Origin of the sequence: Streptoalloteichus tenebrarius, assembly GCF_024171885.1 — a bacterium.
Taxonomy (GTDB): domain Bacteria; phylum Actinomycetota; class Actinomycetes; order Mycobacteriales; family Pseudonocardiaceae; genus Streptoalloteichus; species Streptoalloteichus tenebrarius.
The window spans coordinates 38,571-62,834 of the sequence record NZ_JAMTCP010000041.1; the positions used below are offsets into that span (position 1 = coordinate 38,571).

22 protein-coding genes are annotated in these 24,264 nt (G+C 71.8%); 11 read left to right on the forward strand and 11 right to left on the reverse strand.

Features of this window, described 5'->3' with window-relative positions; translation table 11 throughout:
- Positions 1-30 precede the first annotated feature (30 nt).
- Both LX15_RS25755 and LX15_RS25760 read right to left on the reverse strand, forming a co-directional pair.
- Positions 31-1,119 carry a DNA polymerase III subunit beta family protein gene (locus LX15_RS25755; protein WP_253672240.1) on the reverse strand — a complete coding sequence of 363 codons (1,089 nt, stop codon included), beginning with the start codon at positions 1,117-1,119 and terminating at the stop codon, positions 31-33.
- Between the two features lie 91 nt (positions 1,120-1,210).
- Complete coding sequence (locus LX15_RS25760) at positions 1,211-2,347, reverse strand: serine hydrolase domain-containing protein (protein ID WP_253672241.1); 1,137 nt, start codon at positions 2,345-2,347, stop codon at positions 1,211-1,213.
- Positions 2,348-2,545: 198 nt separating this feature from the next.
- Between LX15_RS25760 and LX15_RS25765 the strand changes: the two genes are divergently transcribed.
- Complete coding sequence (locus tag LX15_RS25765) at positions 2,546-3,310, forward strand: GbsR/MarR family transcriptional regulator (RefSeq protein WP_253672242.1); 765 nt, start codon at positions 2,546-2,548, stop codon at positions 3,308-3,310.
- Positions 3,311-3,390: 80 nt separating this feature from the next.
- On the opposite strand, the gene dnaB is transcribed toward LX15_RS25765, so the two are convergent.
- The 6 genes from dnaB to LX15_RS25795 all read right to left on the reverse strand — a co-directional run bounded on the left by dnaB (position 3,391) and on the right by LX15_RS25795 (position 8,433).
- Entirely contained in the window at positions 3,391-4,782 is a 1,392-nt protein-coding gene (gene dnaB, locus LX15_RS25770; RefSeq protein ID WP_372502795.1) for a replicative DNA helicase, read from the reverse strand.
- 566 nt (positions 4,783-5,348) lie between these two features.
- A complete protein-coding gene (rplI, locus tag LX15_RS25775; protein WP_253672243.1) occupies positions 5,349-5,801 on the reverse strand; it encodes a 50S ribosomal protein L9 in 453 nt (150 codons plus the stop codon).
- 26 nt (positions 5,802-5,827) lie between these two features.
- A complete protein-coding gene (gene rpsR / locus LX15_RS25780; protein WP_253672244.1) occupies positions 5,828-6,064 on the reverse strand; it encodes a 30S ribosomal protein S18 in 237 nt (78 codons plus the stop codon).
- A gap of 93 nt (positions 6,065-6,157) precedes the next feature.
- Positions 6,158-6,640 carry a single-stranded DNA-binding protein gene (locus tag LX15_RS25785; RefSeq protein ID WP_253672245.1) on the reverse strand — a complete coding sequence of 161 codons (483 nt, stop codon included), beginning with the start codon at positions 6,638-6,640 and terminating at the stop codon, positions 6,158-6,160.
- A gap of 23 nt (positions 6,641-6,663) precedes the next feature.
- Entirely contained in the window at positions 6,664-6,966 is a 303-nt protein-coding gene (gene rpsF, locus LX15_RS25790; RefSeq protein ID WP_253672246.1) for a 30S ribosomal protein S6, read from the reverse strand.
- 438 nt (positions 6,967-7,404) lie between these two features.
- Positions 7,405-8,433, reverse strand: coding sequence for a hypothetical protein (locus LX15_RS25795; RefSeq protein WP_253672247.1), 1,029 nt, complete (start codon positions 8,431-8,433; stop codon positions 7,405-7,407).
- 144 nt (positions 8,434-8,577) lie between these two features.
- Between LX15_RS25795 and LX15_RS25800 the strand changes: the two genes are divergently transcribed.
- The 3 genes from LX15_RS25800 to LX15_RS25810 all read left to right on the forward strand — a co-directional run bounded on the left by LX15_RS25800 (position 8,578) and on the right by LX15_RS25810 (position 11,345).
- Complete coding sequence (locus tag LX15_RS25800; protein WP_253672248.1) at positions 8,578-9,348, forward strand: deoxyribonuclease IV; 771 nt, start codon at positions 8,578-8,580, stop codon at positions 9,346-9,348.
- Positions 9,349-9,426: 78 nt separating this feature from the next.
- Positions 9,427-10,845, forward strand: coding sequence for a glycosyltransferase family 87 protein (locus LX15_RS25805; RefSeq protein WP_253672249.1), 1,419 nt, complete (start codon positions 9,427-9,429; stop codon positions 10,843-10,845).
- Positions 10,846-10,880: 35 nt separating this feature from the next.
- Positions 10,881-11,345 (forward strand): hypothetical protein, encoded by a 465-nt coding sequence (locus LX15_RS25810; protein ID WP_253672250.1) that lies wholly within the window; start codon positions 10,881-10,883, stop codon positions 11,343-11,345.
- Positions 11,346-11,388: 43 nt separating this feature from the next.
- Here LX15_RS25810 and LX15_RS25815 read toward each other — a convergent pair whose 3' ends face one another.
- Positions 11,389-12,978 carry a glycosyltransferase family 87 protein gene (locus tag LX15_RS25815; protein ID WP_253672251.1) on the reverse strand — a complete coding sequence of 530 codons (1,590 nt, stop codon included), beginning with the start codon at positions 12,976-12,978 and terminating at the stop codon, positions 11,389-11,391.
- A 144-nt stretch (positions 12,979-13,122) separates the two neighbouring features.
- Here LX15_RS25815 and LX15_RS25820 point away from each other — a divergent pair, with 144 nt between their 5' ends.
- Complete coding sequence (locus LX15_RS25820) at positions 13,123-13,473, forward strand: nuclear transport factor 2 family protein (RefSeq protein ID WP_253672252.1); 351 nt, start codon at positions 13,123-13,125, stop codon at positions 13,471-13,473.
- 62 nt (positions 13,474-13,535) lie between these two features.
- On the opposite strand, the gene LX15_RS25825 is transcribed toward LX15_RS25820, so the two are convergent.
- Positions 13,536-15,986 (reverse strand): transglycosylase domain-containing protein, encoded by a 2,451-nt coding sequence (locus LX15_RS25825; protein ID WP_301305249.1) that lies wholly within the window; start codon positions 15,984-15,986, stop codon positions 13,536-13,538.
- An 838-nt stretch (positions 15,987-16,824) separates the two neighbouring features.
- Positions 16,825-17,229, reverse strand: coding sequence for a DUF5318 domain-containing protein (locus tag LX15_RS25835; protein WP_253672253.1), 405 nt, complete (start codon positions 17,227-17,229; stop codon positions 16,825-16,827).
- Positions 17,230-17,401: 172 nt separating this feature from the next.
- Here LX15_RS25835 and LX15_RS25840 point away from each other — a divergent pair, with 172 nt between their 5' ends.
- From LX15_RS25840 to LX15_RS25865, 6 genes are all read left to right on the forward strand, one after another.
- The gene (locus LX15_RS25840; RefSeq protein WP_253672254.1) at positions 17,402-17,953 is read left to right on the forward strand and encodes a PadR family transcriptional regulator; all 552 of its coding nucleotides are present in this window, start codon (positions 17,402-17,404) and stop codon (positions 17,951-17,953) included.
- Positions 17,954-18,011: 58 nt separating this feature from the next.
- Positions 18,012-19,103 (forward strand): inositol-3-phosphate synthase, encoded by a 1,092-nt coding sequence (locus LX15_RS25845; RefSeq protein ID WP_253672255.1) that lies wholly within the window; start codon positions 18,012-18,014, stop codon positions 19,101-19,103.
- Between the two features lie 200 nt (positions 19,104-19,303).
- The gene (locus LX15_RS25850; protein ID WP_253672256.1) at positions 19,304-19,822 is read left to right on the forward strand and encodes a MarR family winged helix-turn-helix transcriptional regulator; all 519 of its coding nucleotides are present in this window, start codon (positions 19,304-19,306) and stop codon (positions 19,820-19,822) included.
- Positions 19,822-21,054, forward strand: coding sequence for an MFS transporter (locus LX15_RS25855; protein WP_253672257.1), 1,233 nt, complete (start codon positions 19,822-19,824; stop codon positions 21,052-21,054). Before LX15_RS25850 ends, LX15_RS25855 begins: the two co-directional genes overlap by 1 nt.
- Before the next feature lie 85 nt (positions 21,055-21,139).
- On the forward strand, positions 21,140-21,913 hold the full coding sequence (locus tag LX15_RS25860) for a sporulation protein (RefSeq protein WP_253672258.1): 774 nt from the start codon (positions 21,140-21,142) through the stop codon (positions 21,911-21,913).
- A 171-nt stretch (positions 21,914-22,084) separates the two neighbouring features.
- On the forward strand, positions 22,085-24,175 hold the full coding sequence (locus tag LX15_RS25865; protein ID WP_253672260.1) for a PhoX family protein: 2,091 nt from the start codon (positions 22,085-22,087) through the stop codon (positions 24,173-24,175).
- The last annotated feature ends 89 nt before the right edge of the window (positions 24,176-24,264 follow it).

The following is a 24,264-nucleotide window of genomic DNA, read 5'->3' on the forward strand; positions in this document are numbered from 1 at the left end:
GCGTGGTCATCCGGCGTCAGTCGTCCGCCGTCAGTCGTCCTCGTCCGGTCGCCGGACCGGCATGACGAGGGTGGTGAAGCTGCCCTGGTCCGCCGACCGGACCACGACCGGTTCCGTCGCCGACGAGATCTCCAGCAGCACGTCCGGGCCGACGCTGGCGTCCAGGGCGGGGAGGAGGACGCCAGGATCGAACGAGATCCGCACTGGTCGTCCGGTGAGGATGGCGCGCTCGGCGACCGCTGGCGCGCCACGGCCGGAGACCGTGACGCGGTCCTCGGCGATGTCCAGCGTGGCCGGTCCGTTCTCCCCGGCGGTGGCGACGGCTCCCCGCAGGGCCTCCCGGTCGACGACCACTCTGGTCCGCGCGGTCGGGAGGGCGTCCAGGATCAGCCGGTAGGAGGGGAAGTTCCCCTCGGCGGTCGGCAGCGGCCGCACCTCGTCGTCGCCCCGGACGACGACGGCGCCGCCGTCGACCTCGACGCTGACCTCGGGCAGGCGGAGCGACCAGGCCGCGAGGTCCCGCATCGCGTCGACGTCGACGAGCGCCTCGTGCGGCGCTCCCTCGACCGAGAGCGGGCGCAGCACGCGCACCGCCAGGCGGTACCGGTCGGTGGCCACCAGCCGCAGTTCCTGCCCGTCGAGTTCGAGCAGGACGCAGCCGAGCACCGGGAACCGCGCGCGGACGTCGGCGGGCGCGACGGCGGACGCCACCTGACGGACGGCGCTGGACAACTCGGCTCCGCCGACGCGGACCACCGACCGGGGCTGACCGCCGGGCAGGGCGCGCAGCACGTCCTCGATCACGGCCTGCGCCGCGGCCGCCCTGTCCCGCGTGCGACGCGCGTGCTCCGTGAGGACCGCGCGCGCCGCCTCCGGGCGGCCGTCGAGCACCACCGAGGCGTCCACCAGGGGCAGCCCGGCCTCCCGGAGCCGCCTGACGAGGACGGCGCGGGGTTCCTGGTCCGGCGAGTAGTAGCGGTACCCCGTCACCTCGTCCACGTGGGCGGGGCGGAGAACGCCGCAGTCGTCGTAGAACCGCAGGGCGCTCGGAGCCAACCCGACGCGGCGCGCGAAGACGCCGATGGGCACCAAGGCCCCGGTGTCGTCCGTGTCGTCCATGCGGCTGATTCTTCGGTCTCAAGCGACATGAAGGTCAAGGCGAGCACGAACACCGGGAACGTGGTGCCCCGCGGCAGCGGTGGTGAGCGCCTCACGCGCCGATGGAGACCCCGAACCCCGCTTCGAAGATCCTGCGGAGGACCTCCCAGGACTTCAGCTCGATGTTGGTGTGGACGGAGATGGCGTGCTCGCCGTCGGCGGTCGACACCGTGAAGAACATGGTTCCCCAGTAGCTGCCGCCCACGCCGCGCAGCGTCTGGTCACCGGTGACCGCCTTGTCGAACTCGAACAGGCCGAGGCCGTACCGCGTGTGCGGCAACCAGTCGGCGCCCTCGGTGGAGACCGTGGTCCACATCTCGCGGTGCTGGTCCGGTGGCAGCAGGGCGCCGCTCGCCAGCGCGCTGACGGCGCGGATCATGTCGCTGGTGGTGGAGACGATGTTGCCGGGGAGCCACGAGGTGTTGAACTCGGTGACGTCCAGCGGCTCCAGCCCGGGCTCCTCCAGGAGCGTGGGCCAGTTCTCCCCGGTGACCGAGGCCATGTCGACCCCGTCCTGGAAGAACTGGTTGGAGTACGCGCGCGGGTGCGGGTCGCGGTATCCCAGTTCGCCGGCGGGGCGCACGTAGGTGTGGGCCAGGCCGAGCGGTCGGAAGACCCTGCGCTCGACCTCCTCGGCGAAGCTGTTGCCGGTGATCTTCTCGATCATCGCCTCGGCGAGGTAGAAGCCGCCGTTGGCGTACAGGAAGCGCTCGCCGGGCTCCGCGACCGGCGGCTGGGAGACCGTCATCCGGAACAGGTCCTCGGTCGTGTACTCGTCGAACCGGTGCTTGAGGAACGCCGCCCGGGTGCCGTAGCGGCTCGTCAGCTCGGGGGCCAGACCCGTGGCGTACAGACCACCGGTGTTGCTGAGCAGGTGCCGGACGGTGATCCGGTCGCCGTCGTAGCCGTTGACGTCGAGCACGCCCGGCAGCCACCTGTTCACCGGGTCGTCGATGCTCAGCCTGCCCTCGGCCTCCATGTCGAGGAGCACGGCGGCCATGAACGCCTTGCCGCCGCTGCCGATCTGCGCGTGCTCCCCCGGTTGGCGGGGCGCCCCGGTCCTGAGGTCGGCGACGCCGGCGCTGCCGAACCAGGACCGGTCCCCGTCCCTGGCCTCGACGACGATGCCGGGAATGCCGACCTCGGCCACTGCCCAGTCGAGCACCTGCTGGATGTCGGTGTGGGTCATGTCGGTGCCTTTGCTGTGAGAATTTTTCCGGTGAGGTGAAAGCTACGTTGCATGCACAACACGGTCAATCAGCTTCTTGTGAAGCAACGCATAAAAGCGCAGCTCAACCCGTGAATTTCGTTGCATGGCTCTGACGACTAATGCAATGCGTCTGTTGCGTTAAGCTGTTCGGCGACGTCGAGGGCCTGGGGATGTGGAATGCCGGGAGAAAGGCTCACCCAGCAGGACCGGCGGCAGATCGCCGCGGGACTGCGTGACGGGCTGACCTACGCCGCGATCGGCCGCCGCATCGGACGCCCGACCTCAACCGTCACCCGCGAGGTGATGCGCAACGGCGGGCCGGGCGGCTACCACGCCGACCGCGCCCACCGGGCCAGCACGCACCACGCGCGCCAGCGCGGGACGTCTCCGCTGCCCCCGTCACCGGAAAGCTCCGTCCGCGCCGAACGCCCGGGTCCCGGGAGGCGGGACCCACGGGTCGTGAACGCGGTCGCGGCACACACCACGGAACTGTTCGTCCAGACCGGGCTTCCGCGGATGATGGCCAGGGTGCTCGCCGCGCTCCTCACCACCGACAGCGGCAGCCTCACCTCGGCCGAACTCGTGCGACGCCTGCGCGTCAGCCCCGCCTCCGTCTCCAAGGCCGTCGGCTACCTGGAGGCTCGGGAACTCATCAGACGCGAACGAGACCCCCACCGCCGCGCGGAACGCTACGTGATCGACGACGACGTCTGGTACCAGGCGATCATGGCCAGCGCGCGCGTCGACCTCCAGATCGCCGCCGCGTGCGGGACCGGAGCCCAGCGGCTCGGCGTCGGCACCCCCGCCGGCGCCCGGCTGGAGAACATGAGCCGGTTCCTCCACCGCGTCAGCGGCGACCTGGTCCGCTCGGCCCAGCACTGGCGTCAGGTCTACGCCACCCACCCGCCCGCCGAGACCAGCGGCGACGCCACGACCGGCTGAGCGCTCGCCCCGCTCCGGTCCGCGCTTCGGCGTCCCTGCGGCACCAGCGGCACCAGCGGGACCAGCGGGACCAGCGGGACTCAGCCCTGGGCGAGGTCGGTGAACCGGCTGTAGTGGAGCTGGTGCGCCACGGTGATCGTGGCCGTCGGACCCGCGCGGTGCTTGGCGAGGATCAGGTCCGCCTCGCCCATCCTCGGGTCGTCCCGCTCCCACGCGTCCGGCCGGTGGATCAGGATGACCATGTCGGCGTCCTGCTCCAGCGAACCGGACTCCCGCAGGTCCGCCAGCATCGGGCGCTTGTCGGTCCGCTGCTCCGGACCACGGTTGAGCTGCGAGATCGCGATCACCGGGACCTCCAGCTCCTTGGCGAGCAGCTTCAGGTTCCTGGAGAACTCCGAGACCTCCTGCTGCCGCGACTCGACGCGCTTGCCGGAGGTGAGTAGCTGCATGTAGTCGACGACCACGAGCTTGAGGTCGTGCCGCTGCTTCAGCCGCCGCGCCTTCGCCCTGATCTCCATCATCGTCAGGTTCGGCGAGTCGTCGACGAACAGGGGGGCCTCGCTGATCTCGCTCATCCGCCGCGCCAGCCGGGTCCAGTCGTCGTCGCTCATCCGCCCCGACCGCATGTCGGCGAGCCGGATCCGCGCCTCGGCCGAGAGCATGCGCATCACGATCTCGATGCGGCTCATCTCCAGCGAGAAGATCACGCTGGCCATGCCGTGTTTGATGGAGCAGGAGCGGGCGAAGTCCAGGCCCAGGGTCGACTTGCCCACACCGGGACGCGCGGCCACGATGATCATCTGGCCGGGGTGGAGACCGTTGGTGACCGCGTCGAGGTCGGTGAACCCGGTCGGGATGCCCAGCGACACCCCGCCCCGCGAGGCGATCGCGTCGATCTCGTCCATGGTCGGCTGGAGCAGGTCCTCCAGCGCGACGTAGTCCTCGCTGGTCCGCCGCTCGGTCACCTCGTAGATCGCGGCCTGCGCGCGGTCGACGACCTCGTCGATGTCCGCGCCGTCCTGGCCGTGGTAGCCGAGCTGCACGATGCGCGTCCCCGCCTCGACCAGGCGGCGCAGCACGGCCTTCTCGGCCACGATCTCGGCGTAGTAGCCCGCGTTCGCCGCCGTGGGCACCGTGGCGATGAGGGTGTGCATGTACGGCGCCCCGCCGACGCGCAACAGCTCCCCGCGCCGCTCCAGCTCCGCCGAGACGGTGATCGCGTCGGCCGGTTCGCCGCGGCCGTAGAGGTCGAGGATGCAGTCGTAGATCGCCTGGTGCGCCGGGCGGTAGAAGTCGCCGGGGCGCAGCACCTCGACGACGTCGGCGATGGCGTCCTTGCTCAGCATCATGCCGCCGAGGACCGACTGCTCCGCCGCCAGGTCCTGCGGGGGCATCCGCTCGACCCCGTGGTCGAGCGCGCCGTCGCCAGGGCCCCCGGAGGGGCGCGTCCCGCGGTCGTCGGCCAGCGCCACCGCGTCAACACCTCCCAGCTCGTCGTGGCCAGTCTCGGCGCGCCCCTGGTCGTCGTCCGGCGACCCGGCCCACGGCGGGCCGCCGCGGCGGCCGGTGGGTGGGCACAACGAGCGGGGACGCTAGATCGCCCCACCGGAGCAGGCAACCGAGCCTGTGGATCAACTTGGGGACAGCCCTGTTGATGGACCGGCGAGGCTGACCACAGAGCCCGCGAGAGCCTGTGGACAACCTGTGGGCAACTCGCGTCCCGCTGGACAACAGCGCAGGTCAGAGCCTGTGTGCAAGCTGTGGAAAAAATGACGCCGAACGGGTCCGGCGTGTCCGGTGTGACAGCCCGTGCGGCGTGTCGGGAACCTGCCGTCACAAGGTCGCGTGGGGCGTCCCACGGCACGCGCAGACGGACGCGCCGCCCATCTGGTTGATCGGACCGATCGAATGGACGGCGCGTCCGCCGCGCTCACGCGGGGCGCCGACACCCGGTCACGTCCCGTGGACGCGACCACGCGGGTCGCTCCGCGTCCACGGGACGGAGCCGGACGCCTGACGGCGGGCCGAGCCGTGCGGCTCAGGCCGAGGTGACGTCGAGCTGGACGGACACCGTGACCTCCGGGTGCAGCCGGATGCTGGCCTGGTGCCTGCCCAGCGTCTTGATGTGGCCGGACAGCTCCACGGTGCGCTTGTCCAGCAGCGGGCCGCCGGCGGCCTTGATGGCCGACACGATGTCGCTGTTGGTCACCGAACCGAACAGCTTGCCGGAGCCCTCGGCGGCCTTCGCCTTCAGCGTGACCGCGCCCAGGCCCTCGAGCTGGCCCTTGACCTCCTTGGCGTGGTCCAGGTCGCGGATGCGCCGCGACTCCTGGGCACGCCGGATGGTCTCGACCTGCTTCTGCGCGCCACGCGAGGCCACGATGGCCAGGCCGCGGGGCAGCAGGTAGTTACGGCCGTAGCCGTCCTTGACCTCGACGACGTCGCCCGGACCGCCGAGGCCGCTCACGTCAGCGGTGAGGATGAGCTTCATGACTCTCGTCTCCCCTCGTCAGCGGGTCAGCGGGCGGTGGACGTGTAGGGCAGCAGCGCCATCTCGCGGGCGTTCTTCACCGCGGTGGCCACGTCGCGCTGGTGCTGGCTACAGTTGCCGGTCACCCGGCGGGCACGGATCTTGCCGCGGTCGGAGATGAACTTCCGCAGCAGGGTGGTGTCCTTGTAGTCGATCATCTGCGCGCTGTCCTTGCAGAACACGCAGACCTTCTTCTTCGGCTTGCGCGCGGGCGGCTTAGCCATGTTGGGTCGTCCTCCTGGACTACGACGCGGGTGTACCTGGTCTGGGTTGGCCGGCCGAGGGCACGGACCAGGCCGCCGGATCGGGAGAACCGATCAGAACGGCGGCTCGTCGCTGTACCCGGCGGAACCGGCGGGCGGAGCGGAGTTCCACGGATCGTCGACGGGGCCGGAGCTGGGGCCGCCGAAGCCACCGCCCCCGCCGCCACCGCCGCGACTGACCTTGTTCACCTTGGCCGTCGCGTACCGCAGCGAGGGGCCGATCTCGTCGACCTCCAGCTCGATGACCGTGCGCTTCTCCCCTTCGCGGGTCTCGAAGGAGCGCTGGCGCAGCCGGCCGGTCACGATCACCCGCATCCCCCTGGTGAGGGACTCGGCGACGTTCTCGGCGGCCTGGCGCCAGATGTTGCAGCGCAGGAACAGCGCCTCGCCGTCCTTCCACTCGCCGCTCTGGCGGTCGAAGGTGCGGGGCGTGGAGGCCACCGTGAAGCTGGCCACCGCGGCCCCGGACGGGGTGAAGCGGAGTTCCGGATCGGCGGTCAGGTTCCCGACCACCGTGATCGTCGTCTCACCAGCCATCGTGGTGGCTCCTCACCGGCCGGTCAGGCCTTGGCGCGGGTGTCCTCGCGGCGCAGGACCTTGGTCCGCAGCACCGTCTCCTGTAGGCCGAGCTGGCGGTCGAGCTCCTTGACCGCGGCCGGCTCGCAGTTGACGTCGATCACCGCGTAGATGCCCTCGCCGCGCTTGGCGATCTCGTAGGACAGCCGCCGTCGACCCCAGACGTCGACCTTCTCCACGTTCCCGCCGGACTCGCGGATGACGTTGAGGAAGGTGTCCAGCGACGGAGCGACAGTGCGCTCGTCCAGGGACGGGTCGAGAATGACCATCACCTCGTAGTGACGCATGAAGACCACCACCTCCTGTGGACTCACGGCCACGGCCTTTCCGTGGCAGGAGGGTCGTCGCGTCAGCAACCGCGCCAGAGTAGCAACAGCCCGGCGACCGGCCGAATCGGGTGACCTGGGGCACGCGTGGGCCGGGAGCCGGTGGCGGCGGTTGGTGACACTGAGTGTACGTCGTACGTCCGATCGGGGAGGTGCTGTGCGAGGTCGGGTGGCGGCTGTGGATAACGGGGCCGAGTTGTCCACAGTCACCCGGATTTATCCACAGCGGAACGTGAGGGTCTGGAACGCTGTGTGACCGGCCGATAGGCTGGAGCGGGGCTCGCCCCCCGGGCGGGAGGGGGCTGACCTGGGGTGAGGGGTCAGGGCCTGGGGTGGCGGTGGTGTCCGCCGGCCTGGCGAGGGCTCGGCTCGGAGCGCTCTGGGCGACGTCTCGGGGCGTCAGTTCGGGTCGCGGCGTTGGGCGACCCGGCGCACCAGCGCGGCCGTCACCACCGCGAGGGACAGCATCGCGAGCACGACCGGTGTGCCCACCCGACCCGCGGTGCCCGCGGGGAGCGCCTCCGCGCCGCCGGCGCTCGTCACGCCACCTGTCGAGGTTCGACGGCCCGTCCCCGTGCCGTCCCAGGGAGGAAGGAGCCCCGGGGGCGGGCTGCCGCGCCGGGCGTCCGGTGAGTGGGGCCTGAGGTCGGAGAGGTCGAACGGCAGTCCCGAGTAGTCGGTGAACGGTGCGCGGCCGAAGTCCCACCGCGCCAGGCCGAACAACTCCGGCTCGCGTTCCTGGGCCACAGCTTCCCGCGCTCCACCGGAGTCCGCCTGCGGCTGCTGTTGCGGCGCGGTGGGGATGTCCGGCGTGGAGCGGTTTCCCGGCACGGTGGGGCCGGGGCCGGGGCCGGGCTGCTGGGGTTGGCGAGGCGGCGGCTGCTGGGGTTGCGGAGGTGTGGGAGGGCGTCCTCCTGGCTTCTGGCCGCCGACCACCTGGTGGGCCACGTCGGCCACGGCCTTGGCGCCGTCCTGGGCCGGAGCCGCCACCGCGTTCACCGCGTGCAGCGTGACCCCGCACATTCCGGTCAGCAGTGCGCTCACCCGGGCGGTGAGTTGCCCGATCACCGGTCCCAACAGCGGGATGCGCCGTAACTCCGCCACGACCGCCTGGGCGATCTGCCCGCCGGTGACCTGTCCGCCACCGGCCGGGATCGCGCCGAGCGGGATCGGCGGGAGGGAGCGGATCGCCGAGTTGGCCGGCTCCGCGAGCAGGAACCCGCCGGGGACGGCGCGGACCAGGTCCACGACGGGCGCGGCGACGGCCGAGGGGCTCAGCGCGACGGGTTGGCCGGGCGCGCCGGTCACGGTCGTGGCGCAACTGCCCAGGACGACCGGCTCGGCGGCCCCGGCGGAGCCGGCGCCGGTCACCGCGGCTCCCGCGGCCAGGGCGACGGCCGTGGCGACCCGTGTCCACCGTCGCGCCATGGGTCCTCCTGGTCTACTGGCGGGTAACCCGGGTGGTTCCCGACCGTACGCGCCTCAGGTGACACGCGCCATACTTTCGGGCGCGTCACAGACACGCGTGGTGACGCTGCACCACCGAATCCCGGTACTACTACCCTCGACCCCATGCGCATCGGGGCCCACGTCGGCGTCGACGACCCGCTCGGCGCCGCGAAGCAGCGCGGCGCCGAAGTGGTCCAGTTCTTCCTCTCCAACCCGCAGAGTTGGACGGCGGCCCAGCCGCACCCCCAGGCCGAGGCGCTGCGCGCCGCGGACATCGAGGTCTTCGTCCACGCGCCCTACGTGGTGAACGTGGCGTCGCTGAACAACCGCATCCGCATCCCGTCCCGCAAGGCCGTGGTGCAGCAGGCCGGGGTCGCCGCGCAGGTCGGAGCGTCCGGGCTGATCGTGCACGGCGGTCACGTCACCAAGGGCGACGACCCGGCCGAGGGCGTCGCCAACTGGCGGAAGATGTTCGAGCGCCAGGCCGACGCCGGGGGCTTCCCGGTGCCGATCCTGATCGAGAACACCGCCGGCGGCGACAACGCCATGGCCCGGCGGTTCGACATGCTCGCCAGGCTGTGGGACGCGGTGGGCGAGTTCGGCGCCGGCTTCTGCCTGGACACCTGCCACGCGCACGCCGCGGGCGAGGAGCTGCTCGGCGTCGTCGACAGGGTGAAGGCCATCACCGGTCGGATCGACCTCGTGCACCTCAACGACTCCCGGGACGACTTCGGCTCGTCCCGGGACCGCCACGCCAACATCGGGGCCGGCACGATCGACCCGGACCTGCTGGTCGCCGTGGTCGCCGCCGCGGGCGCGCCGGTGGTCGTGGAGACGCCGCCCGAGGGGCAGACCGACGACATCACGTTCCTGCGCGACAAGCTCGGCGGGTGACGGGTGCCCGGCCGGCCGGCGATCGAGGGTGGCACCGGGACCGCTGACCCGCCGACCGGAGGGGACCGGGAGGTGCTGGTGCCGGAGGACGACGGACGGCCGGACCGGCCGCGCCCGGCGCTCCGGCTCGGCAGGGCCGCGTTGGCGCTGCTCGTCCTGCTGTGCGGGCTGACGCTGCTCGCCGGCTACGCGAACAAGGAGCGGTGCACCGGGCCCGAGTTCAACGAGTGGGGCCGCAGCGAGCCGGACTACCAGAAGCGCGTCTACGGGGACTTCTGCTACTCCGACATCCAGCACCTGTGGATCGGGCGGGACATCGACCGGCACGTCTTCCCCTACCTCCAGGGCGGTATCACCGAGACGGGTGAACTGTCCGGCGGGTCGATCGAGTACCCGGTGCTCACCGGCCTGGTGGTCTGGCTGGGCGCGCTCGGCGCCACCAATGACGCGGGGTTCCTGCTGGGCTCCGCGTTGGTCATGGCGCCGTTCGGGCTGCTGACCGCCTGGCTGCTGGGCAGGTTGTCGGGGTGGCGGGCGTTGGTGTGGGCCGTCGGTCCCCCACTGGTGCTGTACGCCTTCCACAACTGGGACCTGCCGGTCGTCGCCTGCGCGGTCGCCGCCGTCTTCGTGCTGCACCGCGGTTGGGGTCGCGACGGCGCGTCCCGGCCGCTCGTCTCCCGGGCGACGGTCGCGTCGGTGCTGCTCGCGCTCGGGTTCGCGTTCAAGCTCTACCCCGGCGCGTTCGTGCTGCCGCTGGCGCTCTACGTGCTCGCCGGGGGCGGGCGCACCGAGGACGGCGGGCACGAGATCCCGAGGGAGCACCGGGTGCGGGCGGCCGTCCGGGTGGTCATGGCCGCCGTCGTCACCGTGGTGCTGGTGAACCTGCCGTTCGCCCTGTTCGGCTACGAGGGTTGGCGGGCGTCGTTCACCTTCCAGCAGCTCCGGCGGGTGGACATCACCACGAACTCGGTGTGGTTCTGGGGCTTCCGGCCGTTCTCCGACCCGACCAACCCGGACTTCCAGGGCCTCGTCGACTGGCTGTCGCCGACGTTGGTCCTGGCCTCGTTCGCGGTGGCCTGCCTGGTGGGCTGGCAGCGCCACCGCCGGGACGGCGTCTACCCGTGGGTGCAGGTCAGCGCCGCGATGCTGTGCGGCTTCCTGCTGCTGCACAAGGTGCACTCCCCGCAGTACACGCTCTGGCTCGTGCCGTTCCTCGTCCTCGTCCGCGTGCGGTGGGGCTGGGTCCTGGCCTACTTCGTCGCCGACCTGGCCATGGGCGTCGGCATCTTCCGGTGGTACTACGCGATCGCCAACGGCCTGCCGTCCGGGATCTACGACGGGTTCGCGGCGCAGGCCGTGATGTTGGGCGTGTGGGGCAGGGCCGCCCTGCTGGTGGGGCTGTTCGTCGCGTTCCTGTCCGCCGAACCCGCCGTCGACGGCCGGATCGGCGCGGGGGCGCTACCGTCGGGACGACGCGTTCCGCTGCCCACGGGCTAGCCGCCCGGTCGGGCCAGGGAGCCCGGAGGTGCGAGATGCCCGCTGCGCCGGTGCTGAGGGGGCTGCAAACCACGGCGTTCGCGTTCGCCGCCGCGTGCGTCCTGGTCACGGTGATCGCGGTCGGCGGCATCTACCCCGGCGTGGGGCTGGGCTTCGACGCCGCGGCGCTGGTGCCCCTCGTCGTGGCCGCGGCCGACCTGCTCCTGGTGACGCTGCTGGAGCGTCAGGCGCCGCCCCCGAGCGCCGTCGACCCGGTGGGCGCCGCCCACCTGCTGCGGACGACCGCGCTGGTCAGGATGGCGTTCGCCGAGGCGCCCACCCTGGTCGGGTTCGTCCTGGTGTTCGTGCTGTCCGACACCGTGCTGCCCGTCGTGCTCGGGCTGCTGGGCAGCCTCGTGTTGTTCGCGGTCTGGTGGCCGGGCGAACGCCTGGTGGCGGCCGTGCGCCGGCGGATCGAGCCGATCGGCGGTGGCCCCGCGCTGAACGAGGCGTTGCGGTGAGCCGGGCGGGCCGCGCACTCGCCCCACCCCGCCGCGCCGCGCCTCACCCGGACGCCGAGAAGCTGGGCGCCTCCGCCGCCGGCCTGGCGGCCGAGGGCGCCGGACGCCCGAGCACGACGCGGTCCTCGGCGCCCTCCAGCACCCCGCCGCACGGGTCGTCGTCCCCGGCCTGCCGGACCCGGTCCGTCCCCGGCCGGTAGATCTCCCGCACGACCAGCACGCACAACAGCACCACGAACGCGTCGCGCAGCACGACCGAGCCGAGGAACCAGTCCGGCGGCAGGCCCTTGTTGTCCGGCCCCAGGTAGAAGAACATGCGGGGCGCCCAGACCAGGGCGTCCACCGCCATCCACGCCAGCAGCAGCCGCCACCGGGGCAGGGCGAGCACGGCGAGCGGGACCAGCCACAACGAGTACTGCGGGCTCCACACCTTGTTGGTCAGCAGGAACGCCGCGACCACGAGGAACCCGAGCTGGGCCAGGCGCGGCCGCCGGGGCGCGGACAACCCGACCCACGCCACGCCCAGGCAGCAGGCCACGAAGAGGAGCGCGCTGACCGTGTTCAGCACGGTCGGCGTCTGCCCCGGCTGGAGCGGGCCGTCCAGTCCCGGCCAGCCGGTGAAGTAGGAGATGACGTTGTAGAGCGAGTCCGGGTCGGCGCCCCGCTCGGAGTTGAGCCGGAAGAACTCCCGCCAGCCGTTCGGGTAGAGCAGCGCCAGGGGCGCGTTCACCGCCGCCCACGTGGCCACGGCGGTGAGCGCCGTGCGCACCCCCTCCCGGGTTCGACCCGCGCGCACGCAGAGCACGAGCAGCGGCCCGAGCAGGAACAGCGGGTACAGCTTGGCGGCGCCGCCGATGCCGAGCAGCACCCCCGCCAGCACGGGTCGGCGTCGTGCCCACGCCAGGAGGCCGGCGGTGGCGCAGGCCGTGGCCAGCGCGTCGAAGTTGGTGAAGGCGTGCACGACCACGAGCGGGGAGACCGCCGCGATCGCCGCGTCCCACGACCGCCGCCTGGCCAGGCGCGCCACGCCCCACACCGTCACGATCCACGCCAGGCCCAGCCACAACGCCGTGAAGTCGAAGTAGACGACCACGGGCAGGGCCGAGGGCAACCACCCCGATTGCGCCACCGCGAGCCAGCCGTGGGCGAGCTGGGCGTTGACCCACTGGAACAGCCCGGTCAGCACCGGGTACTCCATGTACCGCACCTGGTCGCGGTCGCCCTGCTTCTCCACCCACGAGTCCCGGTACGGGAACGCGCCCTGGTCCAGCCGTTCCGCCGTGTAGAGCGGGACGGTGTCCGAGTAGCACATCGCCACGTACTGCCGGCTGCCCCGCCAGTCCAGCTCGAGCTGACCGGAGCTGGAGCGGTGCTCCTGGATGCACGGCGACTTGGCCAGCCACGCCAGGGCCAGGGTCACGGTGGCCAGCAGCAGCACCACCCGGAGCGGGGTCCAGAACCAGTGCCGCCCGACGACCGCGTGCCGGCCCAGCGGACCACCGAACGGCCGGCTGGCCTGCCGGGCGAGCGGTTCGGTCCAGGTGGGCACGACCCGCTGGACCGGGCTCAGCGTCCCGGTGTCCGCGTCCGACTCGGCGTCCGGGGGGGTGATCGACGACTGCGGGCTGGGCACGGCCGGATGCTACGGGTTCCGGCGTCGGCGCGGTGTGTGCGTGGCGCGGCGGGCCGACGGCGCTCCGCCGGTCGTTCCGCCGGTCGTTCCGCCGGTCGTTCGGTGCGCCGGGCCGGGCGGGACGACTCGGACGACACTGGTCGCATGGAGATCGACGCTGGGGATCAGGAGGCCGTCGCGGTCGTGCAACGGCAGCTCGACGCCTACAACGCCCGTGACCTGGAGGCGTTCTGCGCCACGTACCACCCCGCGGTGGTGGTCGAGGACGGGTTCGGGCAGGTCGTGCTGACCGGGATGGCCGAGCTGCGGCGGGCCTACGCGGACCGGTTCGCCCGACCCGAGCTGCACGCGGAGCTGGTCGGGCGGCTCGCGGTGGGGCCGTGGGTGGTGGACCAGGAGCGGGTCACCGGGCTGGAGGTGGAGCCGGTGCACGCCATCGCCACCTACCTGGTACGGGAGGGGGTGATCACGCGGGTGCGACTGATCCGGGGGTGAACCACCCCCCGGGAAGACCGAGGGCCGGCCACCCGTCGGGGTGGCCGGCCCTCGCCGTCGTGTCACCGTGGTTCCTCGGGCGGACTCATCGTCCCGTCGGGCAACCTGCCCCCGCGGTTCGGGTTCCGCGTGTCGCCGGGGTCCTGATCATCGGTGCCGGTGGGGCCCGTCGGCGGGCAGCGGTGCCCCCGGCTCGGGACGCACGAGGTGGTCGGGGGCTTGCCCGACGTCACCTGCGCGTCCGAGGTCGGGGTGGGCGAGGTCCCGGACGACGGCGTGCTCGTCGGCGTGTGGGACGCCGTCTCCTCCTTCTTGTTGCTCGGCGAGGGCGGAGGCGGCGGCTCCGCCCTGCCGATCGCCTTGAAGTTGGAGAACTTCTCGACCGGCTTGTCGCTGAGGTAGGCGTTCATGTAGTCACGCCAGATCATCCCCGGCAGGTCCTTGCCGTAGATGTCCTTCTTCACCCCCTGCGGGGTGATCCACTTGATCTCCTGGATGAAGTCCGTTCCCACCCACACCGTGGTGGAGACCTGGGGGGTGTAGCCCGCCATCCAGGCGTCCGAGTTGCGGTCGCTGTTCTCGATGCCGTGCGTGCCGGTCTTCGAGGCGACCTGGCGGTTGCCCTTCAGCGCCAGGTTGGAGCTGCTGGCCACCTGGAGCATCGACTCGGTGACGTTCCTGGCGATCTGCTGGTTCTTGTCGGCGGACTGGTCGAACGCCGGCCCCGTCTTCTGGTCGATGAACTGGGCCACGACCGTGCCGTCCGGCTTGACCAGCTTCTGCACGAAGTGCGTCTCGTGCTTGGTGCCCTCGGCGGCCAGGGTGTTGAACGCCGTGGCCAGGTCGATCGGCCGGACCGGGTACTGGCCGAGGGCCAGACCCGCCTGCGGGATGCCGTTCGCCTCGGCGAGGGTCTTCTGGGCGCCGTACTGCTCGGGGATGCCCGCCTCGATCGCCGCCTTCGCGACGTTCTGGAGACCGACGTCGACGCCCATGTTCACGAACGCGGTGTTGATGGACATGCGCATGGCGTCCTTGACCGCGCACTCCTTCCCGCAGCGGGCGTCGTCGCCCGCGTTGCGGAAGATCGTCCCACTGATCTTCTGCGGCGTCGTTCCGTCGTAGGTGGTGCCGATGCCCTTGCCCTGCTTGAGGCCGGCGATGGCGACGAAGGGCTTGAACGTCGAACCCGGCGAGCGGTAGCCCTGCCAGTTGTAGTCCATGCCCTTGCCGTCCTTGCTGCCGTAGTAGGCGAGGACGCCCCCGGTCTTGGGGTCGAGCGACACGGCCGAGGTTCGCAACTCCTCGGGCTGGTTGGTCATGTTCCTCTTGACCGCGTCCTCAAGCTGCTGCTGGGCCTTGGCGTCGATCGTGGTCACGATCTTCAGGCCCTGCTGCTGGGCCTGGTCCCAGCCGTACCGCTTCTCCACCTCGGCCTTCGCCCGGTACTGGATCTGCATCCTGGGCCCGTCGGCCATGCCCTGGTTCTGCCACTTGTCCGCGGTCTGCCAGGTGGTGGGGTACTGGAGCTCGCCCGGCTTGCGCCCGTCGAGCCAGCCCTGCTCGTTCATCCGCTTGATGACGTAGTCCCAGCGGTCCTTGGCCCCGGGGAGGTCGACCTCGGGGTCCCACTGCGAGGGCATCTGGATGGCGCCGGCCAGGACCGCGCCCTCCTCCAGCGTCAGGTTCTTGACGTCCTTGCCGAAGTACGCCTTGGCCGCCGCCTGGATGCCGTACGCGCCGCGCCCGAAGTAGATCGTGTTGAGGTAGCCCTCCAGGATCGTCTTCTTGTCGACCTGGTCGGACATCTTCTTGGCCAGGACGATCTCCCGGAACTTCCGGGTGTAGGTCTTCTCGTCCTTGCCGGTGGCGACCTTGATGTACTGCTGGGTGATGGTCGAGCCACCGCCCTCGAGGCCGCGGATCTGCCGCCAGACCGCGCCGGCGATGCCCCGGTAGCTGAAGCCGTCGTCGCTCCAGAAGGTCGGGTTCTCGGCCGCCAGCACGGCGTTCTGCACGTGCTTGGGGATGTCGTCGAGCTTGACCTGCGTCCTGGCCCCCGACTCCGGGACGATCTTGCCCAGTTCGGTCTGGCCGTCGGAGTAGTAGAAGGTCACGGTCTGCTGCTGGTCCAGCGCGACCTGCTCCGGCTGCGGGATGTCCCACATCTGGTAGCCGATGAAGAAGGCCGCGATGGGCACGACGAAGCCGAGCGCGACCAGGACGTAGCAGGTGCGCCGCACGCGTCGCCAGATCTTCTTCCGACGCATCCGACGCCCCTCCTCGTCGGTCGGCGGGGTGTCCTCGGGCTCGGGCTCGGCCTCGGCCTCGGGCTCCTCGGAGCGCTGGGCCAGCGGAGGACCGCCCGGCTCACCCGGCAACGGCTCGTAGTGCGTGAGCAGCTCCGGTTCCCGGGGCTGGTCCTCGTGCAGCGGCGGCAGCAGGTTGGTCGGCTGCTCGCTCGGGTGCTGCGGCGGCACGGGCGGCGGCACGGGCCCGCCGGGTCCGGGCATGCCGGGCCGGGGTCCTCCACCGGGTGGATAGGGGCCGCCCGGCGGCAGCGGGCCGTTGGGGCCGGACATGCCGGGGCCGCCCATCGGCGGTCGGGGGCCACCCGGTCCAGCAGGGCCGGGCCCGCCGGGGCCGGGCATGCCCGGACCGTTCGGACCGGGACCGCCGGGGCCGTTCGGACCGGGGCCGCCGGGACCCTGCTGCGGGCGAGGCCCCTGCGGCCCGCCCCTGGCCGGCATGCCCGGAGGCGGAGTGTTCGGACCTGGCGGAAAGCCGGGCGGCGGGGTGTTCGGCCCCTGGGCGGGCATGCCGGGTGGCGGCGTGGTCGGGCCCTGCCCCTGACCAGGGAACCCTCGGGGCGGCGTCATCGGGCCGGGCCCCTGGGTGGGCATCCCCGGCGGTGGTGTGTTCGGCGGTGGTGGCGGCGAGGGCTGTTGCCCCGGCCACAACGGCTCCGCCGAGGGGGGAGGCGAGACGGGCCGCTGCGGCGGCTGCGCGCCAGCACCGGCCGGCGGCCACTGGGGAGCGGACGGGGGAGGCGGGGCCGACGCCGGGCCGCTCTGGCCGGACGCCCCGGAACCGGACGACGACGCGTCGTCGTCCCAGTCGGGGCTCCAGTAGCCGGTGCGCTCGCCGGTGGCCTCCTGGCCGTCGGGCCGCCACGCCTGCGTGCGCTCGGAGTCGGGGTGGCCGCCACTGTCGCGGCCACCCCCCTGCGGTCGGTGGTCTCGCTCGTCGTTCACGAGTTGGGCCTCCCAGACCGGCGCCCGACAGGGGTCGCCGTTCGGTGGTGGTTCTCCGTGCGGTGCTCGGGCACCGACGTCGTCAGCCGGGGCTGGCTCACTCGGCCGCGGTCCTCCGCGTCGACCGGCCGCCACGCGCGCCGCGCTTCCCCAGGACGTATGACTGGACCAGATGGTTCCAGCTACAGGTGCGGCAGACCTCGACCACGTAGACGGAGAACTCCTGGAACAGGGTCGCCATCTTCGCCAGTTCCTCGGAGCCGCGGGCGGAACCCGAGGCGTGTTTGAGCTCGTCGCCGTAGACCCAGGAGACCAGGGTCAACGGCTCCTTGCGGCACACCGGGCAGGTGACCGCGCTCGGCTCGCCGTGGAACTTGGCGGCCCGCAGCAGGTACGGGCTCGCGTCGCAGACCTCCATGACCCCGACGCGACCGGCGTAGACGTCCGCGAGCAGCGCGCGACGCTGCAACGCGTAGTCCACCACCTGTCGCTGGGTCCGCACGTCCCCCAGCGTACGTGCAGTGCCCCCACCGGCCATTGGGCCGTTCAGGGCAGCGTAACCGGCGCCACGCTGGGGGCGAAGCCGACCGACCGGGCGGTTCGTCGCGCGCTGCGACATTTGGATGTATCGGGGCGATATAATCAGTTGACCCATCGCCGTGAAGGGGGTGCCCGTGCTCGAGCTCGCGATCCTCGGTCTGCTGCACGAGGCGCCGATGCACGGCTACGAGCTGCGCAAGCGGCTGCACACCCTGCTCGGCGCGTTCCGGGCGTTCTCCTACGGCTCGCTCTACCCGACCCTGCGTCGCCTGCAACGCGCGGGGCTCATCGCCGAGGAGGCCGACGTCGAGGAACTCGCCGACAGGACGTGGGGCCGCCGCGCGCGGCGCGTGTACCGCCTGACCGCCGAGGGCAAGGAGCGGTTCGCCGAGCTGCTGGCCAACGCCGGCCCGCAGACGTGGGAGGACGACTGCTTCGGCGTCCACCTGGCGTTCTTCTCCAGGACCCCGGCCGACGTCAGGATGCGCATCCTGGAGGGCCGCCGACGGCGGGTCGAGGAACGCCGCGAGGGGTTGCGGGCGGCGTTGGCCAGGGCCGGCGAGCAGATCGACCGCTACACGCGGGAGCTGCACCGCATGGGACTGGAGAGCACCGAGCGCGAGGTGCGCTGGCTGAACGAGCTCATCGCGCGCGAGCAGGCCGAACAGCGGGACCGCGACGACTGAGCGCGGACCGTCAACCGCATGGACCGACACGTTGGAATTGAGTGAGGAGGACCCGGCCATGGGCGGAGACCGCCGCAGTGTTCGGGTGGCCATCGTCGGCGTGGGCAACTGCGCGGCGTCGCTGGTGCAGGGCGTCCATTACTACCGCGACGCCGACCCCGCGACGCGCGTGCCGGGCCTGATGCACGTGCAGTTCGGCGACTACCACGTGCGGGACGTCGAGTTCGTCGCCGCGTTCGACGTGGACGCCAAGAAGGTCGGGCGCGACCTGTCCGAGGCGATCGTGGCCAGCGAGAACAACACGATCAAGATCTGCGACGTCCCGCCGCTCGGGGTGCCCGTGCAGCGGGGGCACACGCTGGACGGGCTGGGCCGGTACTACCGGGAGACCATCGAGGAGTCCGACGAGGCCCCGGTCGACGTGGTGGCCGCGCTGCGGGAGGCCGAGGTCGACGTCCTGGTGTCCTACCTGCCGGTGGGGTCGGAGGAGGCGGACCGCTTCTACGCGCAGTGCGCCATCGACGCCGGTGTGGCCTTCGTCAACGCCCTGCCGGTGTTCATCGCCTCGGACCCGGAGTGGGCGGAGAAGTTCCGCGCCGCCGGCGTGCCGATCGTGGGCGACGACATCAAGTCGCAGGTGGGCGCGACCATCACGCATCGCGTGATGGCCAAGCTGTTCGAGGACCGCGGCGTCGAGCTGGAGCGCACCATGCAGCTCAACGTCGGCGGCAACATGGACTTCAAGAACATGCTGGAGCGCGACCGGCTGGAGTCCAAGAAGATCTCCAAGACCCAGGCGGTGACCTCGCAGGTCGACCGGGACCTCGGTCGGCGCAACGTGCACATCGGCCCGTCCGACTACGTGGAGTGGCTGGACGACCGCAAGTGGGCGTACGTGCGGCTGGAGGGTCGCGCGTTCGGCGACGTCCCGCTGAACCTCGAGTACAAGCTGGAGGTCTGGGACTCCCCGAACTCGGCGGGCATCATCATCGACGCCATCCGGGCGGCGAAGATCGCCAAGGACCGCGGGATCGGCGGCCCGATCCTCTCGGCGTCCTCCTACTTCATGAAGTCGCCGCCGGAGCAGTACAGCGACGCGGTGGCCCGCGAGAAGGTCGAGCAGTTCATCCGCGGCGAGGTCGAGCGCTGACGTCGTTCTGACCAGTTCGACTCGGAGGCGTGCCCGGGACCGGTGAGGTCCCGGGCACGCCTCTTCTCTGTGTCGTCCCGCTGTGTCGTCGTCCTTCCTGTGTCGTTCGTCTCCGCCTCCGTCCTGCCCCGTCGCGGGTCCGCGCCGGACGTGGCCCGACTTACTTAGACTGCCTAAGTAAATTTTGTTAGGCTGTCTCAGTGACTGCCGACGACGGGATCGCCGAGCTCGCGCACCGACTGCGTCCGCTGGTCTTCCGCCTCTACTACGTCGTGCGCAGGGAGACGCCCCAGTACCAGCTCACCCTCACCCAGGGGTCGGTGCTGGCCGCCCTGGTGCTGGACGGGCCGCAGCGCATGAGCGCGTTGGCCGAGCGGGAGGGGGTCCGGACGCCGTCCATGACCGACGTGGTCGGGCGGCTGGAACGCCTCGGCCTGGTCCGGCGCGGCCCCGACCCGACCGACGGCAGGGCCGTGATCGCCAGCGCCACCGAGGAGGGCCGTCGGCTCATCGACGAGCTGGTGCGGGCCCGCGAGGAGTTCCTCCGCGCGCGGCTGGCCCGGCTCGACGACGCCGACCGGGCCGCCATCACGGCCGCGCTCCCGGCCTTCGAGCGGCTGGCGGGGGTCGGCGGGACCCCCGCGCCGGATCAGGCCGCGACAACGGACGCGATCACGAACGCGGGCGACGACGCCAACGAGGAGGAGACGGACCACTGATGAGCACTGGACACCACGTCAGGCTCCTGGACGCCGTGAAGGGGCAACCCAGAACGGTGTGGATCACGGCGTTCGCGGCGGTGATCGCGTTCATGGGAATCGGCCTGGTAGACCCCATCCTCCTGTCGATCGCCGAGGCGCTGCACGCCGGACCCTCGCAGGTCACGCTGCTCTTCTCGTCCTACCTGGGCGTGCAGGTGGTGGCCATGCTGCTCACCGGCGCCAGCACCGCCCGGTTCGGCGCCAAGCGCACCCTGGTCGGCGGGCTCGTGCTGATCGTGCTCGCCACCGCGGCCTGCGCCATGGTCAACTCGATCGGCGCGCTGGTCGGCCTGCGCGCGGTCTGGGGACTGGGCAACGCGTTCTTCATCGCCACCGCGCTGTCGGTGATCGTCGGCGCCGCCACCGGCGGCCAGCAGGGCGCGATCCTGCTCTACGAGGCGGCCCTCGGGCTCGGCATGTCCACCGGCCCGCTGCTCGGCGCCGTGCTGGGGTCGGTGTCCTGGCGCGGCCCCTTCGCCGGCACCGCCGTGCTGATGGGCGTCGCGCTGATCCTCTCGGCGGGCTTCCTGCCGAAGGACCGGCCGGAGGGGTCGGCCGAGGAACGCCCCCGGGTGAGCGTCCTCGACCCGCTGCGCGCCCTGCGGCACCGCGGCCTGCGCTGGACCGCCGTCGGCTCGGCCCTGTACACCGCCGCGTTCTTCGTCGTGCTGGCCTGGTCGCCGTTCGTCCTGCGGATGGGCGCGGTCGAGGTGGGCCTGATCTTCTTCGGCTGGGGCCTGTGCGTCGCCGTGGCTGGCGTCCTGTTCGCCCCGCGCCTGGCCGCCCGGCTCGGGGAGCGGCACGCCACCGTGCTGGCCGTGCTCGTCTACGCCGCCATGCTCGCCGTGATGACGGTCGACAGCCGCCCGGTGCTGGTGGTCGCCGTGATCGTGTCCGGCCTGGCCTCCGGCCTGCTCAACACCCTGTTCACCGGGACCGCGATGAGCATCAGCTCCGCGCCGCGCCCCGTCGCCAGCGCGGGCTACAACTTCTGCCGCTGGCTTGGCGGCGCGGTCGCGGCCACCCTGGTCGGGCACGTGGCCGAGTGGCTGGGCTGGGCGCACGCCCCGTTCCTGGTCGGCGCGGTGCTGTGCGTGCTCTCGGCCGTGGTGCTCACCGTGGGCACCGCCCACCGCCCCGACCCGCACGCGGTGCCCGCCGAGGCCGTGGTGGTGGGCGAGGAACTCTGACCCCGGTGACGGGCGTTGTGTCGGCATCCCGCCTTTGATCCCGAATCGGGCGGGATGTCGACCTGACGCACCAGAGGGGCATCTCGTGGCGTTCGAGAAGTTGCCGGCCGTCGTGGGGACCGGCGGAGCGCGCGTGGACCTGGTGATCCACCAGGACACCGCGTGCCCTGGTGGATCGCTGGGCGGGTTCCTGCGCCTCCACGGCGGCCGGGTGCGCCGCGAGTTCTCCCGCGCCCTGGTCGAACTCGTGGTGGGCGTGCGCGGACCAGGGGACGGCAGGGACGGCGTTGACGGCGGTGGGGCGACCGAGCCCGTTCCGGTCCACCGCACCGTCGTCAGGGAGGGGCTCGTCGTCCCCCCGGTCCGGGTCGTGGACCTGCCCTTCACGGCCGGTGTGCCGTTCGAGGCGCCGATCTCCGTGCTCGGGGGCCGCCACCTGCCGGGAGTGCGGCTCGGGCTCCGCGCCCGGCTGGAGAGCGACGAGGGCGGGGCGGCCACCGCCGTCACGCCGGTCGGGCTGCGGGCGTTGCCCGTCCAGCAGCGCCTGCTGTGCGCGGTCGAACGCCTCGGTTTCCCGCTGCGGTCCGCCGCCTGCGTCCCCGGCCAGCTTCCGACGACGCGGCAGCGGCTGCCCTTCCGGCAGGAGGTCCACTTCGGACCGTCGTCGCGGCGTCCCCGCGCGACCGGCCTGCGGGTGATGTTCGTGACGGACGAACGGGGCGTGGACGTGGTGCTGGAGCGGGACGGGCACGACGGCCCGAGCGTCCGGGTGTCCACGCCGTTCGCCGAGGCGCCGGCGGTCGACTGGCGCGCGCACGTCGAGGGGCTCCTGGGCATGACGTCGGATCGTGACCTGTAGTGACGGAAACCCGCGCTGTTCGCCCCATTCCGACCACTCCTGGTGGAGTCCCTTCCCCGCTGTGATCACTCTGGGTGCTGTGTTCACCACCAGTTCACTCAGAGATCTACCGCGGCTCGTTTCGCCGCCCTACGGTCGCTGCGTTCCCGGACTGACGCCTTGGAGGTCTGCGTGTCCGACCGTCGCGAGGGGCGGCGCCTGCTGCCGTTGCTGCCCAACCACCCGCTCGGCCGCGCCGCGGTCACCTGTGAGTACCGCTGCGGCAACGCCTGCGCGCACGACGCCCCGAACACCTCCGACAACGAGTACTTCGGCGACGTCCTGCGCGGCGTGCTGTCCCGCAGGGGCGTGCTCAGGGCGGGCGCGGTCGTCGCCGCGGCCGGCGCGGCCGCGGCCACCGTCGGCGCCGGCGTGGCCGCCGCCGACCAGGGCGGCCAGTCCGCCGGCCAGGGGGCGGACCGCGCCTCGTGGGGGCGGGTGCCCGGCGTGAACTTCGAGCCGGTCGCGCCGAACGTCCGGGACGAGCTGGTCGTCCCCGACGGCTACACCCAGCAGGTCGTGATCCGCTGGGGCGACCCGGTCGTGCCGGGCGCGCCCGAGTTCGACTTCGACCACCAGACCGCGGACGCGCAGGCCAGGCAGTTCGGGTTCAACAACGACTTCTGCGGCCTGGTGCCGGTCCCCGGCTCCTGGAACCGGTGGCTCATGGTGAGCAACCACGAGTACACCAGCGAGGAGTTCATGTTCCGGGGCTGGAACAAGGACAACCCGACCGAGGAGCAGGCACGGATCGCCTGGGCCGCGCACGGGCAGTCGGTGGTGCTGGTCGAGCGCGACTGGCGCACCGGCCGGCTGGAGGCCAAGGTCGACAAGCGGTACAACCGGCGGATCACCCTGCTCACGCCGTTCGAGGTGCGTGGACCGGCCGCCGGGTCCCGGTACCTCAGGACCTCGACCGACCCGACCGGTCGGCGCGTCCTCGGCACGCAGAACAACTGCTCGGGCGGCGTCACGCCGTGGGGCACGATCCTGTCCGGCGAGGAGAACATCCACCAGTACTTCGCCAACGTCGACAAGGTCACCGACCCCACCACGCGCGCCCGCCTCGACCGCTACGGCTTCCCCAAGGGCGCCTCCACCCGCAAGTGGGAGCGCTTCGACAAGCGGTGGGACCTGGCCCAGGAGCCCAACGAGGCCAACCGGTTCGGCTGGATCGTCGAGATCGACCCGCTCGACCCGGAGTCCACGCCGGTGAAGCACACCGCGCTCGGGCGGTTCAAGCACGAGGGCGCCAACGTCATCGTCGCCAAGGACAGGCGCGTCGTCGCGTACATGGGCGACGACGAGCGCTTCGAGTACATGTACAAGTTCGTCTCCGACGAGAAGTACAAGCCGGGGCAGAGCAAGCACGCCCGCGAGCACAACAAGCGCCTGCTCGACTCGGGCACCCTCTACGTCGCGCGGTTCACCGGCGACAGCCCGGCCGCCGAGATCGACGGCTCCGGCAAGCTGCCCTCGGACGGCGAGTTCGACGGCCGCGGCGAGTGGATCCCGCTGGCGCACAACGACAAGAGCTTCGTGCCGGGGATGACGGCCGAGGAGGTCTACGTCTTCACCCGGCTCGCGGCCGACAAGGTCGGCGCCACCAAGATGGACCGGCCCGAGGACGTCGAGCCGAGCCTGAAGTCCCGGCGGATCTACGCCGCGCTGACCAACAACAGCCGCCGGGGCGCGGCCGGGCAGGCCGGCGCGGACGAGGCCAACCCGCGCAACAACAACAAGCACGGCCACGTCCTGGAGATCGAGGAGGACGGGGGCGACAACACCGGCACCCGGTTCTCCTGGAAGCTGCTGCTGGTCTGCGGCGACCCGAAGTCCCCCGACACCTACTTCGCCGGCTACGACAAGAGCCAGGTCAGCCCGATCTCCTGCCCGGACAACGTGGCCTTCGATGACTACGGCAACCTGTGGATCTCCACCGACGGCAACGCGTTGGGCAGCAACGACGGCCTGTTCGCCGTGCCGCTGGAGGGCAGGGAGCGCGGGCACGTCAAGCAGTTCCTCACCGTGCCCAGGGGCGCGGAGACCTGCGGACCGGTGATCACCGAGCAGTTCGTCCTGGTGTCCGTCCAGCACCCTGGTGAGATCGACGGCGCGAGCGCCGACAACCCGGCGTCGCACTGGCCGGACGGCGGCAACAGCCAACCGCGTCCCGCTGTCGTCGCCGTCTGGAAGAAGAACCGCGGCACCGTCGGCAACTAGACGAGTAATGCGTAACTGGGGTTAGTGGTCGTAGGCGGTCAGGGAGCGGGTGACGGGCTGGCCGGTGGCGCGGTTGTGCCAGATGGCGG

What these genes read in the sequence shown, in the direction of transcription:
- LX15_RS25800 (WP_253672248.1), top strand. Translation starts at nt 8,578, where the DNA reads ATGCGCATCGGGGCCCACGTCGGCGTCGACGACCCGCTCGGCGCCGCG.
- LX15_RS25810 (WP_253672250.1), top strand. Translation starts at nt 10,881, where the DNA reads ATGCCCGCTGCGCCGGTGCTGAGGGGGCTGCAAACCACGGCGTTCGCG.
- LX15_RS25825 (WP_301305249.1), bottom strand. Translation starts at nt 15,986, where the DNA reads ATGCCCGGACCCGGCGGGCCCGTGCCGCCGCCCGTGCCGCCGCAGCAC.
- LX15_RS25855 (WP_253672257.1), top strand. Translation starts at nt 19,822, where the DNA reads ATGAGCACTGGACACCACGTCAGGCTCCTGGACGCCGTGAAGGGGCAA.
- LX15_RS25755 (WP_253672240.1), bottom strand. Translation starts at nt 1,119, where the DNA reads ATGGACGACACGGACGACACCGGGGCCTTGGTGCCCATCGGCGTCTTC.
- LX15_RS25795 (WP_253672247.1), bottom strand. Translation starts at nt 8,433, where the DNA reads ATGGCGCGACGGTGGACACGGGTCGCCACGGCCGTCGCCCTGGCCGCG.
- LX15_RS25820 (WP_253672252.1), top strand. Translation starts at nt 13,123, where the DNA reads ATGGAGATCGACGCTGGGGATCAGGAGGCCGTCGCGGTCGTGCAACGG.
- rpsF (WP_253672246.1), bottom strand. Translation starts at nt 6,966, where the DNA reads ATGCGTCACTACGAGGTGATGGTCATTCTCGACCCGTCCCTGGACGAG.
- rpsR (WP_253672244.1), bottom strand. Translation starts at nt 6,064, where the DNA reads ATGGCTAAGCCGCCCGCGCGCAAGCCGAAGAAGAAGGTCTGCGTGTTC.
- LX15_RS25785 (WP_253672245.1), bottom strand. Translation starts at nt 6,640, where the DNA reads ATGGCTGGTGAGACGACGATCACGGTGGTCGGGAACCTGACCGCCGAT.
- LX15_RS25765 (WP_253672242.1), top strand. Translation starts at nt 2,546, where the DNA reads ATGCCGGGAGAAAGGCTCACCCAGCAGGACCGGCGGCAGATCGCCGCG.
- rplI (WP_253672243.1), bottom strand. Translation starts at nt 5,801, where the DNA reads ATGAAGCTCATCCTCACCGCTGACGTGAGCGGCCTCGGCGGTCCGGGC.
- LX15_RS25845 (WP_253672255.1), top strand. Translation starts at nt 18,012, where the DNA reads ATGGGCGGAGACCGCCGCAGTGTTCGGGTGGCCATCGTCGGCGTGGGC.
- LX15_RS25760 (WP_253672241.1), bottom strand. Translation starts at nt 2,347, where the DNA reads ATGACCCACACCGACATCCAGCAGGTGCTCGACTGGGCAGTGGCCGAG.